A 12049-nucleotide genomic window follows, 5' to 3' on the forward strand; every position below is an offset into this window, starting at 1 on the left:
ACGGCTCCTCCAGGGGGCCATTTCGGACCACGTGACAGGTCCACTCGGGACGCCGCGCAGGTGTACGAACGCGAGACAGGGCGGCTAGCGAGTTCCGGTCAATGATCGACGCCACTACGGCGAAGTGGTGGCATCCCCGCCGGCCGGATACCGCCACTTCGCCGAGCTGGCGTCCGGCCATCCCGCGGGCGGACGGACGGGGTGCTCAGGCCAGCGGCAGGTAGACCCGGGAGCCGCCGGCGACGAACTCCTCGGACTTGCCGCGCATGCCCCGCACCGCGTAGTCCTTCAGCTCCTGGGTGATCTTCATGGAGCAGAACTTCGGCCCGCACATCGAGCAGAAGTGCGCGGTCTTCGCCGGCTCGGCCGGCAGCGTGGCATCGTGATAGGCCCGCGCCGTGTCTGGGTCGAGCGCCAGGTTGAACTGGTCCTCCCAGCGGAACTCGAACCGGGCCTTCGACAGCGCGTCGTCCCAGCCCTGCGCGCCCGGGTGCCCCTTGGCCAGGTCGGCCGCGTGCGCCGCGATCTTGTAGGCGATCACGCCGGCCTTCACGTCGTCGCGGTCCGGCAGGCCGAGATGCTCCTTCGGCGTGACGTAGCAGAGCATCGCGGTGCCGAACATGCCGATCATGGCCGCGCCGATCGCGGACGTGATGTGGTCGTACGCGGGAGCGATGTCGGTGGTCAGCGGGCCGAGCGTGTAGAACGGCGCCTCGTGGCACCACTCCTGCTGAAGGTCCACGTTCTCCTTGATCTTGTGCATCGGCACGTGCCCCGGGCCCTCGATCATCACCTGGACGTCGTGCTCCCAGGCCACGGTGGTCAGCTCGCCGAGCGTCCGCAGCTCGGCGAGCTGCGCCTCGTCGTTGGCGTCCGCGATCGACCCGGGACGCAGCCCGTCGCCGAGGGAGAAGGTCACGTCGTAGCGCGCGAGCAGCGCACACAGCTCGCGGAAGTTGGTGTAGAGGAAGTTCTCCTCGTGGTGCGCCAGGCACCAGGCGGCCATGATCGACCCACCTCGGGAGACGATGCCCGTCACCCGGTCCACGGCCAGCGGCACGTACGGCAGCAGCACGCCGGCGTGCACCGTCATGTAGTCGACGCCCTGCTCGGCCTGCTCGATCACGGTCTCGCGGAACACCTCCCAGCTCAGCTTCACCGGATCGCCGCCGACCTTCTCCAGCGCCTGGTAGATCGGCACGGTGCCGATCGGCACCGGCGAGTTGCGCACGATCGCCTCGCGGGTCTCGTGGATCCGCCTGCCGGTCGACAGGTCCATCACGGTGTCCGCGCCCCACCGGGTGGCCCAGGTGAGCTTCTCCACCTCCTCGGCCACCGACGACGTCACCGCCGAGGTGCCGATGTTGGCGTTCACCTTCACCAGGAACGCCTTGCCGATGATCGCCGGCTCGCACTCCGGATGGTTGACGTTGAGCGGCAGCACCGCCCGGCCGGCCGCGATCTCGCCCCGGACGAACTCCGGCGTCACCCCCTCCCGGATCGCCACGAACTCCATCTCCGGCGTGACGGTCCCGGCCCGGGCGTACGCGAGCTGGGTCGGCCGGGTCCCGGCCAGCGGGCTGCCGGCGCCCCGCACCGGCGCGACGTCCCCCCGCTCCGCGATCCACGGCCCGCGCAGCGCGGGCAGCCCCACCTCCGGGTCCGAACCGGGGCCGGAAGTGTCGTAGAGCCGCACCGGCGGGTTGTCCCCGGTCAGTGTCACCTCGGCGAACGGCACCCGGACATCAGGCCGGGTCCCCTCCACGTACACCTTGCGACGTGCCTGCATGACAGCCTCCCTGTCGCTCAAGCGGACCAGCCGAAGTGGTCCATCGGGCCGCGTCCCGCGCCCAACTCCCAGTCCCGCGCGCCGGTCAGCGCGCGGGTCACGTACTCCTTGGCGGCGGTCACCGCGACCGGCACCGGGTCGCCGGCCGCCAGCCGGACCGCGACGGCGGCGGCGAACGAACAGCCGGTGCCGTGGTTGTGCCGCGTCGCCACCCGGGGCGCGCGCAGCAGCCGCGTCGTCCCACCGCCGGCCAGCACGTCGACCGACTCACCTGCCGCGTCGACGTCGCCGCCGGTGACCACCACGAACGCCGGGCCGCGCGCCGCGAGCGCCTCCGCCGCGGCGACCATCTCCTCGACCGTCTCCACCCGGCGTCCGGTGAGGGCCGCGGCCTCCGCGCAGTTCGGCGTCGCCACCTGGGCGTACGGGAGCAGCCGCTCGACCGCCTCCACCACGCCGAGCCGGTGCCCGCTTGTGGCGACGAGCACCGGGTCGACGACGAGCCGGGGCAGCCGACCGCCCCGGGCCGCCTCCGCCACCGCCTCGGCGACCGCCGGGGTGCCGAGCATCCCGGTCTTCACCGCGCGCACGTCGAAGTCGCCGAGCACGCTGTCGAGCTGGTCGCGCACGGTCTGCGGGGGCAGCGGCAGCACCGCGTCCACGCCCCGGGTGTTCTGCGCGGTGACCGCCGTGAGGACGCTCGTTCCGTACGCCCCGAGCGCGGCGAACGTCTTGAGGTCGGCCTGGATGCCGGCGCCACCCCCGGAGTCGGAGCCGGCGATGGTGAGGATGGTCGTCGGCGTCACTGTCTTTCCTTCTCTGGTTGCGGTGAGGGCTGCGGCCGACCGTGCCCACTCCGGGCGGTCAGGCTTGATCCCTCCGTGGTCACGGTCGGCCGCAGCCCTTCTCGGGGAGATCTCCGCCGTCGGGTGCGGGGCGCGACACCGGGGTGGACGCCTCATTGAAAGCACTGCCCAGGGTGGTGGCGGTATCGCTCGGGGACTCGGCGCGCATGAGCGCGCCGAGCACGGCGACACCAACCGCACCCGCCGCGACGCAGGCCCGCACCTGCTCCGGCGTTTCGATGCCGCCGAGGGCGAGCACCGGGACCGGACTTGCCGCCACCAGTTCGCGTAACCCTTCCGGCCGCAGCGGCGGGCCGTAGCCGGGCTTCGTCGCGGTGGGGAAGACGGGTGAGATGGTCGCGCAGTCCTCGGTGGTCAGTCGGGCCAGCTCGTCGGTGTCGTGGCAGGAGCGGCCGACAAGCCCGAGGCGCGGTGGCGGGTACGGGCCGGCGGCGGGCAGGTGCACGGCGTTCCCGTCGAGCGGGTCGGGGCCGGCGACGACAAGCGTGCCGTCGACGTCGGCGAGCACCGCCCGCAGCTCGACGGCGAGGGCGTGGCGCTCGGCGCGCGGCAGGTCCCTCTCCCGCAGCACCACCCACCGCACTCCCCCACCCACGGCCGAGGCGACGACCTCGACGAGCGGCCCCCGAGCCACCCGCCGATCCGTCAGCAGCACCAATCCGCTCGGACGCCGGCGGACCTTGGTACGCATCCGCCCCTGGAGGGGCGTGCGCGTATCAAGATCGCTCTCGATGGGCGGGTGCTCGCCGGGATCGGTGGCAGCGGGGCCGGTCACAGGTCCGGTCGGCCTTCGTCGGGGGTGGACGGGAGGGCGTGGTCGCGGCGGGGGATGCGACCCGCGCCGTACGCCAGGTGGCCGGCCTCGACCGCGTGGCGCATCGCGGTGGCCATCGCCACCGGGTCGGCGGCCCGGGTGACGGCGCTTGCCAGCAGCACCCCGTCGCATCCCAGCTCCATGGCGAGCGCGGCGTCGGAGGCGGTGCCGATGCCGGCGTCGAGGATCACCGGCACGTCCACGGCCTGCCGGATCAGCCGGATGTGGTGCGGGTTGCCGATGCCCAGGCCGGAGCCGATCGGCGAGCCGGCCGGCATCACCGCCGCGCAGCCCACGTCCGCCAGCCGCCGGGCCAGCACCGGATCGTCCGAGGTGTACGGCAGCACGGTGAACCCGTCGGCCACCAGGTCCTCGGCGGCGCGCAGCAGCTCCACCCCGTCGGGCAGGAGCGTGCGCTCGTCGCCGATCACCTCAAGCTTCACCCAGGCGGTGTCGAACGCCTCCCGGGCCAGGTGCGCCACCTTCACCGCCTCCACCGCGGTCCGGCAGCCGGCCGTGTTCGGCAGCAGCCGCACCCCGCAGCGTTCCAGCAGGTCGAGCAGCCCGCCCGGCGTGCTGCTGCCCACCCGGCGCAGCGCGAGCGTCACCAACTCGGTGCCGGAGGCGTGGATCGCCGCCTCCAGCACGTGCAGGTTTGCCGCGCCGCCGGTGCCGAGCACCAGCCGGGAGCCGAACGCGACGCCACCGATCTCCAGGGGCATCCCGCTCACCCGCCCTGCGCGGCGCTGAGCACCTCGACGCGGTCGCCGTCGCGCAGCACGCTCGCCGGCCAGCCGCCGCGCGGCACCACCTCGCCGTTGACCGCGACCGCGAGGCCGCGCTGCTGCCCGGTGACCGTACGCACCACCTCGGCGACCGTGACGCCGTCGGGCAGCGTCCGTTCCACGCCGTTGACGATCAGTTCCACGTGCGCTCCTTCCCGAACCGGTCGGGGCTGAAGGGGGCGAGCGCCGGATCCGGCTCGCCGGTGACGATCAGGTCGGTGACCAGGTCGGCGGTGACCGGGGTGAGCACGATGCCGTGCCGGTGGTGCCCGGTGGCGACGAGCACGCCGGGCCGGCCGGGCAGCGCCCCGAGGATCGGCGCGTTGTCAGGCGTGCCCGGGCGCTGCCCGGCGACGGTCTCCACCAGCTCGTACTCGGTCAGCTCCGGCACCAGCTCGACGGCGGCGCGGAGCAGCGTCAGCACCCCGCCGGCGGTGACCTCGGTGTCCGCGCGTTCCTCCACGGTCGCGCCGACCACCACCTCGCCGCTGTCCCGGGGCACCAGGTAGACCGGCTCGCCGTCGGCGTACCCCCGGATCACGTGCCGGAAGCCCGGCGGACCGCCGCCGGGCGCGCGGAGCCGGAGCACCTGCCCCTTCACCGGCCGCACCGGCAGCCCGGTGAGCGGGGCCGCGCCGCAGCCGGCCGCGACCACCGTGACCCGGGCGTCCACCTCGGACAACGCGCCGACGTGCGCCGGCCGCAGCGTCACACCGGCCCGTTCGGCCGCCGTGCGCAGCGCGGCGACCAGCCGCCGCGGGTCGACCTGGTGGTCGCCGGGCGCGACCGCGCCGCCGCGCACCCGGGTGGTCAACGCCGGTTCGAGGTCGCGCAGCGCCGACGGGCGCAGCCGGGTGATCGGCAGCCCCAACCCCTGTTGGTACGCCCACAGCCGCCCCGCCACGGCCACGTCGTCGGCGGTGAGCCCGACCACGAGCGTGCCGTCGGTGCGGTGGCCGAGATCGACGCCGCTCGCCTCGGTCAGGTCGGCGGCGAAGCCGGGCCAGCGGCGGGCGGACTCGACGAGCAGCCCGGTCAGCTCGTGCTCGCCGAAGTACGCCTCGGCGACCGGGGAGAGCATCCCGGCGGCCACCCGGGACGCGCCCGACCCGGGCCGGTCGTCGTGCACCACCACCCGCAGCCCGCGCTGCGCACACCGCCATGCGATCGCCCACCCCACCGGCCCACCCCCCACCACCCCCACATCGTTAAGGCGGGGGCCCCGCTTAACGCTTTCGGTAGAGGAAGGGGCCCCGCTTAACACGTCAGCGCCCGCAGCAACTCGGCGGTGGCCTGCGCGGGATCCGCCGCCCCGCTGAGCGCGCCCACCACCGCCACCCCGTACGCGCCGGCCGCCCGCAACGCCGGCACCGACGCGGCGGTCACCCCGCCGATGGCGATCACCGGCACGGTCACCGACCCGGCGACGGCGCGTACCCCGTCCGGGCCGATCGGCGCGGGCAGGCCCGGCTTGGTGGTGGTGGCGTGGCAGGGGCCCACGCCCAGGTAGGTCGCCCCGGCGTCGACAGCCGCGCGGGCGGCGCCCGGCTCCCGGGCGGTCGCGCCGAGCACCGCGTCGGCGCCGAGCACCCGACGGGCGGCGGCCACCGGCAGGTCGTCCGCCCCGACGTGACCGCCGGCCGCGCCCACCGCGAGCGCCACGTGCAACCGGTCATTGACCAGGCAACGCGCCCGGTACGGCAGGCACGCGCCGACCACCCGACGAGCCAGGTCGTACGCCTCCCGATCGGTGGCGTCGTCGGTCACGCGCACCTGCACGACGAGTTCGGCGCGCGCCACCGGCAGGGCGGCACGCAGCACGGCGAGCGGATCCCGCCCCGGTCGGGTGTCGGTGATGAGATGCAGTCGTCCCAGGGACGGCACGGCAACGCTCCTCCCTGCGCCGGCATTATCCGGATCAGGTTCGACGGTCGGGGGCTGGCAGCCCCCCTCTCAGCCCGGTCCACCGGGCTCCCGTGGGTCACTTGCGGCCTACCGTACGACGCGCCCCCGGCCGTACGGAAGACCGGGTGACGTTTTTCCCAGGACCACGCCACTCGGCGGATCGGGTCGGCGGGTGCCCGTCGCATCACGACACGCTCTCCGGATGTCGACCCGCGCCCGCGTCCCGCATGACCTGTCCGCGTGCCCGTTCCGAGCCAGCCGAGCAGTTGCCGAGGGACGCATCACGCGGCGGATGCTGCGCGGCCCGACGTGGGTCCGCCTGCTGCCGGACGTGTACGTGCACCGGGACGCCCACCGCGCCGACGACCCCCGGATGTGGTGCGACGCAGCCGCGCTGCGACTACCGCCCGGCGCCGCCGTGGCCGGCCGAAGCGCCGCCTGGCTGTTCGGTGTCGACCTGCTCACCCGGGGCGATCCGGTAACCGTGCTCCTGCCGACGACCGCCCGGCTGCGCGCACATCCCCGGCTGTCGATCGTGCGGTCACCCGTGTCCGAGCGGGATCGCACCCGCTTCGCCGGGCTGCCGGTGACCACCGCGCTGCGCACCGCATTCGACCTCGGTCGCCATGGTCCCCGGGCGGAGGCGCTGGTCGCCGTCGACGCGCTGCTGCGTCGCCGGATGGTGGAACTGACCGCGCTACGCGCCTATGCCGCGGAACGCCCGGGCTGGCCGGGCTCGTCGCTGCTGCGCGAGGTGCTGACGCTGGCCGAGCCGGCGAGCGAGTCTCCGATGGAGACGCGGCTCCGGCTGCTCCTCCTCGACGCCGGTCTCGGCCCGCTGACCGCCCAGCACGAGGTGCGCCACGGCGGGCGTTTCGTGGCCCGGGTCGACCTGGCCTGGCCGGCTCTGCGCATCGCGGTCGAGTACGACGGCGACCACCACCGGGAACGGACACAGTTCCGGCGGGATGTGGCACGCCTGAACGCGCTCCGCTCGGCCGGGTGGGTCGTGCTCCGGTTCACCGCCGACGACGTGCTGCGCCGCCCCGAGGCCACGGTCGCCTTGGTCCACCAGGCCCTCGCGGAACGCCGCGCCACCACCCGGCCCCACTGATCCCCGCACCGCCGCACGGCCCCGCTGACCCCGCACCCGCCGCACGGCCCCGCTGACCCCGCACGGCCGCACGGCCCGGCCCCGGACCGCCCCGAGGCCGGGCGGGTCGCGTCACATCGCACCGCCCGCTCGGCCGGCCCCGCGCCGGCTGTGCCGGTGCTGGCCCGAGCACGCCGACGCACGTCCCACTGCTGAGTTCGGTGCCGAGTGGTCTCGCGGCTTGGCCAGGCTCCGCCCCGCAGACGTCCTTGGCGTTCCACTCACCGGCGTCTCCGCCCACGAGTGGAACGTCATGGACGTCAAAACCGCCCGGAGACGTCCATGACGTTCCACTCACGAGTTGCCGCGCGGGTGGGAGGGGCAGCGCGGGTGGGAGGGCAGCGCGGGTGGGAGGGCAGCGCGGGTGGGTGGCGGCTAGAGGAGGGCGTCGAGGGTGGTCAGGTCCTCGGCGGTGGGCTGCCACGTGCCCGCGTCGGCGTTGGCGCGTACCTGCTCGGGCGTGGTCGCGCCGGCGATCACCGAGGTCACCGCAGGTCGGGCGGCGAGTCCGCCGATGGCCACCTTCAGCATGCTCACTCCGCGCTCCGCCGCGTACGCCTCGATCGCCTCGATGGTGTCCCAACGCGCTGCGGCCAGCCGTTCGGCGTACCGGCCGCCGCCGGCGAGCCGGCTGCCCGCCGGGGGCTCCTGGCCCCGCTTGTACTTGCCGGTGAGCAGCCCGTTGGCGAGCGGGAAGAACGGCAGCATGCCGAGGCCGAACCGCTCGCAGGCCGGGATGATCTCCTCCTCCACGCCCCGCTCCAGCAGCGAGTAGTGGTTCTGCGCGGAGATGAACCGGGTGCGGCCCGCCGACGACGCGGTCCAGTCGGCGTCGGCGATCTGCCAGCCGGCGAAGTTGGAATTGCCGAGGTAGCGCACCTTGCCGGCGGTCACCAGGTCGTCGAGCGCGGCGAGCGTCTCGTCGATCGGCGTGCCCGGGTCGGGTTCGTGCATCTGGTAGAGGTCGATGTGGTCGGTGCCGAGCCGGCGCAGCGACGCCTCGACCGCGCGGGCGATGTAGCGGCGGGCGCCCCGGGCGCCGTGGTCCGGCCCGTTCGCCCCGTTCATCTCCATGCCGAACTTGGTGGCGACCACCACGTCGTCCCGGCGGCCCTTCAGCGCCTGGCCGAGTAGTTCCTCGGAGCCGCCCTGCGGCTCGCCGTAGATGTCGGCGGTGTCGAAGAAGTTGATCCCGGCGTCGAGCGCGGCGTCCACCACCGCCCGGGTGCCGTCGAGGTCGAGCTTGCGGCCGAAGTTGTTGCAGCCGATGCCGACCACGGACACCACGAGCCCGGAGTCGCCCAGCCGGCGATAGGTCATCTCACTCACGAGATCCACCCTATGCCCGGCGAGCGGACCATCGCCGAGCTGAGTCATCCCCGACATCAAGTTCCTAGCCGCCTCACCGCCCACCGTCCGGACGTCGAACCCTCCATCCGACGCCAGCCCCGCCAGCCCCCGGCCCACCAGCCCGCCCGCCGACACCACCGGCCACACCAGCCCGCCGGCCGACGCCGGAACGCCGGCCCGACAGCGCACCACCGGCCCACCCCGCACCACCGGCCCATTCCGCGCCACCGGCCCACACCGGCCGGCGGCGGCGGCTCAGCCGAGCACGTCGACAGCCAACGCGCGGGCGTCGGCCACCGTCGCCGACAGCTCCGCCGGGGTACGCCCCACCGCGCCGAGCAGCGCCTGCGCGCGTCCGGCGAACTCCGGCGGCGCACCGGGCAACCGGCCGGCGGAGGTGATCATGCCTTTCTCGTTGACCAGCCACCGGCCGGCCCGCCCGTGCAGCGCCTGTGCCAGCACGCCGACCGCCCGGAACAGGCAGCCGGCCACGTACCCGGCGTCGCCGGAGGTCGCGCCCTTGGCTGCGGCGTCCAGCAGCAGGCCGGTCTCCCATCCGCCGGCCAGAAGCGCCGCGCCGAGCGCCGGTGGGTAGTCGACGGTCTCGGCCCGCAGCGCGGTCAGCTCGCCGGTCGGGTCGCCGAGCACCCGGCCGAGCGCCACCTCCCCGGCGTACGCGTGGGAGTAGAACCCGAGCGGGTGCCCGGCCTGCGTCGCCACCGTGTAGCGGCCGGCCCGGCAGTCGGCCCAGACCCGGCGTACCCGGTCCAGGTCACGGTAGATCCAGTCCACCGCGACCCCACCGACGCGCAGCCAGCCGCCGCCGTCGACCCACGGCCCCCAGCCACCGGGCGCGGTGAGTTCCGCCGGGCCGTCGGCGACCGAGGCGGCGACCGCCCGCAGCCCGGCGAGGTCCGGCGCGCCCCGGTAGTAGAGGCCGACGTCCCAGTCGGAGTCGGGCCGGTGGTCGCCGCGGGCCCGGCTGCCGCCGAGCGCCACCGCGACCACGCCGTCGACCGCGCAGAGCCGGTCGACCAGCTCGGCGTCGATCACCCGACGTCCCAGACCGGCTCCGGCGTCTCCACCACGTCCCCGTCGCCTCGGAACAGCACGAACCGGTCGAAGGTGCGGGTGAACCACCGGTCGTGGGTGACCGCGATCACCGTGCCGTCGAACGCGGTCAGGCCGGCTTCCAGCGCCTCGGCGGAGGCCAGGTCGAGGTTGTCGGTCGGTTCGTCGAGCAGCAGCAGCGTGGCCCCGGACAGCTCCAGCAGCAGCACCAGGAAGCGGGCCTGCTGGCCGCCGGAGAGCGTGCCGAACCGCTGGTCGCCCTGGCCGGCCAGCTCGTAGCGGGACAGCACCCCCATGGCCGCGTGCCGGTCCATGCCGGCCCGGTGCTCGTCGCCCCGCCACAGGATCTCGACGAGCGTCTTCTCCATCAGTTCCGGCCGGTCGTGGGTCTGCGAGAAGTGCCCGGGTCGGACCCGGGCGCCGAGCCGGACCACGCCGTCGTGCGCGACAGGCGTGAGCGCGGCGGCGCCGTCGACCGGGGTGTTGCCCGGGTCGGGGTCGGTGCCACCGCGGGCCAGCAGGCGCAGGAAGTGCGACTTGCCGGTCCCGTTCGCGCCGAGCACCGCGACCCGGTCGCCGTACCAGATCTCCAGGTCGAAGGGGTAGGTCAGGCCGTCCAGCTCGAGCTGCTCGGCGATCACCGCGCGCTTGCCGGTCCGCCCGCCGGTCAGCCGCATCCGGATGTCCTGGTCCTTCGGGGGTACGGGCGGCGGCCCGGCCTCCTCGAACTTGCGCAACCGGGTCTGCGCGGCCTGGTAGCGGGAGGCCAGCCCGTCGTTGTACGCGGCCTTCTGCTTGTACATCAGCATCAGCTCGCGCAGCTTCTGGTGTTCCTCGTCCCAGCGCCGGCGCAGCTCGTCGAGGCGGGCGTGCCGGGCCACCCGCGCCTCGTGCCAGCTCGCGAAGCCGCCGGGGTGCACCCACGCGCTGCCGCCCTCCACGGCCACCACCCGGTCGGCGGTCTGGGCCAGCAGCTCCCGGTCGTGCGAGACGTAGAGCACCGACTTGCCGGATTCGCGCAGCCGGGTCTCCAGCCAGCGTTTGCCCGGCACGTCGAGGAAGTTGTCCGGCTCGTCGAGCAGCAGCACCTCGTCCGGGCCGCGTAGCAGCAGCTCCAGCGCGAAGCGTTTCTGCTGGCCGCCGGAGAGGGTCCGGACCGGCCGGTCGCGGGCGTCGTCCCACGGCAGGTCCAGCACGATCGTGGTGACGGTGTCGAAGAGCACCTCGGCGTCGTACCCGCCGCTCTCACCCCAGGCGGCGAGCGCGTCGGCGTACGCGAGCTGGGCCTTGCCGGCGGCGGAGCTGTACTTGCCGCGGACCTCGGCCGTGCGCATGGCCGCCTCGGTCTCGACGAGCCGGCGCCCGGCGTCGCGCAGCGCCGGCGGGGCGAGCGACAGGGCCAGGTCGGCGAGTGTCGACTCGTCGCCGATCATGCCGATGAACTGCCGCATCACGCCCAGGCCGCCGGAGCGGGCGATCGCGCCGCTGCGCACCGGCAGGTCGCCGGCGACCATCCGGAGCAGGGTCGTCTTGCCGGCGCCGTTGGGGCCGACGAGCGCCACCTTGGCGCCCTCACCGACCCGGAACGACACCTCGCCGAACAGCTGCCGCCCGTCCGGGAGGATGTGCCCGACCCCTGCCACGTCCACGTATCCCACCCGGGCATCCTGCCCGAGGCAGTGGTGCGGGCGACACCCGATTACCGGGTGACCCGGAGCACCCGGTAGCCCTTCTGGCTGGCGTGCCGCTCGACCCGCCATCCCTGCTCGACGAGCCAGCGGTGCAGCGAGTCGCCGCCGAGGTGGCGGGCGACGACCAGCCAGGCCACGCCGTCCGGGGTGAGCCGAGGCAGCCAGCGCAACAGCAGGTCGTGCAGTTCCGCCTTGCCGATGTGGATCGGCGGGTTGGACCAGATCTGGGCGAACGTGACGTCCGGCGGCAGTTGGTCGGGGGCGACGGCCCGGACCCGGTCGGCGGCGCCGATCCGGTCGGCGTTGGCGGTGGTGAGGGCGCGGGCCCGTTCGTTGACGTCGACCGCCCAGACGGTGGCGGTCGGCGCGACGGTGGCCAGGACGCAGGTGATCGGGCCGAAGCCGCAGCCGATGTCGAGCAGCGGGCCGGTGACGTCGGGGCCCGGCAGGTCGGCCTTGCGCAGCAGCACGGCGGTGCCGGGGTCGAGCCGGTCGGCGGAGAAGACGCCGCTCGCCGAGCTGAGGGCGTAGTCGCGCCCGGCGACGGAGAACTCGACCTCGCGCGGGCGGGCCGGGGTGGCGGGTTCAGCGGTGAAGTAGTGGTCGCCGGTCACGCCGGCATTCT

12 protein-coding genes and 1 riboswitch are annotated in these 12049 nt (G+C 74.5%); of the genes, 1 reads left to right on the plus strand and 11 read right to left on the minus strand.

Features of this window, described 5'->3' with window-relative positions; all coding sequences use genetic code 11:
- Positions 1–205: 205 nt before the first annotated feature.
- The 7 genes from thiC to O7613_RS21665 all read right to left on the minus strand — a co-directional run bounded on the left by thiC (position 206) and on the right by O7613_RS21665 (position 6138).
- Complete coding sequence (gene thiC / locus O7613_RS21635) at positions 206–1789, minus strand: phosphomethylpyrimidine synthase ThiC (protein WP_282289756.1); 1584 nt, start codon at positions 1787–1789, stop codon at positions 206–208.
- A 17-nt stretch (positions 1790–1806) separates the two neighbouring features.
- Positions 1807–2595 carry a bifunctional hydroxymethylpyrimidine kinase/phosphomethylpyrimidine kinase gene (thiD, locus tag O7613_RS21640; protein ID WP_282289757.1) on the minus strand — a complete coding sequence of 263 codons (789 nt, stop codon included), beginning with the start codon at positions 2593–2595 and terminating at the stop codon, positions 1807–1809.
- 79 nt (positions 2596–2674) lie between these two features.
- Positions 2675–3346, minus strand: a complete 672-nt coding sequence (locus O7613_RS21645; protein ID WP_282289758.1) for a thiamine phosphate synthase — start codon at positions 3344–3346, stop codon at positions 2675–2677.
- An 80-nt stretch (positions 3347–3426) separates the two neighbouring features.
- Entirely contained in the window at positions 3427–4200 is a 774-nt protein-coding gene (locus O7613_RS21650; RefSeq protein WP_282289759.1) for a thiazole synthase, read from the minus strand.
- Positions 4197–4397 (minus strand): sulfur carrier protein ThiS, encoded by a 201-nt coding sequence (gene thiS / locus O7613_RS21655; RefSeq protein WP_282289760.1) that lies wholly within the window; start codon positions 4395–4397, stop codon positions 4197–4199. Before thiS ends, O7613_RS21650 begins: the two co-directional genes overlap by 4 nt.
- A complete protein-coding gene (gene thiO, locus O7613_RS21660) occupies positions 4388–5518 on the minus strand; it encodes a glycine oxidase ThiO (protein WP_282289761.1) in 1131 nt (376 codons plus the stop codon). Before thiO ends, thiS begins: the two co-directional genes overlap by 10 nt.
- Positions 5512–6138: a thiamine phosphate synthase gene (locus O7613_RS21665; protein ID WP_282289762.1), complete on the minus strand. Its 627-nt coding sequence runs from the start codon at positions 6136–6138 to the stop codon at positions 5512–5514. Before O7613_RS21665 ends, thiO begins: the two co-directional genes overlap by 7 nt.
- Positions 6133–6242: riboswitch (TPP riboswitch) on the minus strand. It overlaps the preceding gene by 6 nt.
- Positions 6243–6451: 209 nt before the next feature.
- On the opposite strand from O7613_RS21665, the gene O7613_RS21670 reads away from it, so the two are divergent.
- Positions 6452–7273, plus strand: coding sequence for a DUF559 domain-containing protein (locus O7613_RS21670; RefSeq protein ID WP_282289763.1), 822 nt, complete (start codon positions 6452–6454; stop codon positions 7271–7273).
- A 414-nt stretch (positions 7274–7687) separates the two neighbouring features.
- On the opposite strand, the gene O7613_RS21675 is transcribed toward O7613_RS21670, so the two are convergent.
- The 4 genes from O7613_RS21675 to O7613_RS21690 all read right to left on the minus strand — a co-directional run bounded on the left by O7613_RS21675 (position 7688) and on the right by O7613_RS21690 (position 12038).
- A complete protein-coding gene (locus O7613_RS21675) occupies positions 7688–8650 on the minus strand; it encodes an aldo/keto reductase (protein WP_282289764.1) in 963 nt (320 codons plus the stop codon).
- Between the two features lie 267 nt (positions 8651–8917).
- Entirely contained in the window at positions 8918–9715 is a 798-nt protein-coding gene (locus O7613_RS21680; RefSeq protein ID WP_282289765.1) for a nucleotidyltransferase domain-containing protein, read from the minus strand.
- Complete coding sequence (locus tag O7613_RS21685; protein WP_282289766.1) at positions 9712–11391, minus strand: ATP-binding cassette domain-containing protein; 1680 nt, start codon at positions 11389–11391, stop codon at positions 9712–9714. Before O7613_RS21685 ends, O7613_RS21680 begins: the two co-directional genes overlap by 4 nt.
- Before the next feature lie 41 nt (positions 11392–11432).
- A complete protein-coding gene (locus O7613_RS21690; protein WP_281586622.1) occupies positions 11433–12038 on the minus strand; it encodes a methyltransferase in 606 nt (201 codons plus the stop codon).
- Positions 12039–12049: the final 11 nt, after the last annotated feature.

Source organism: Micromonospora sp. WMMD975, from assembly GCF_029581215.1.
In the GTDB taxonomy this organism is placed as follows: Bacteria; Actinomycetota; Actinomycetes; order Mycobacteriales; family Micromonosporaceae; genus Micromonospora.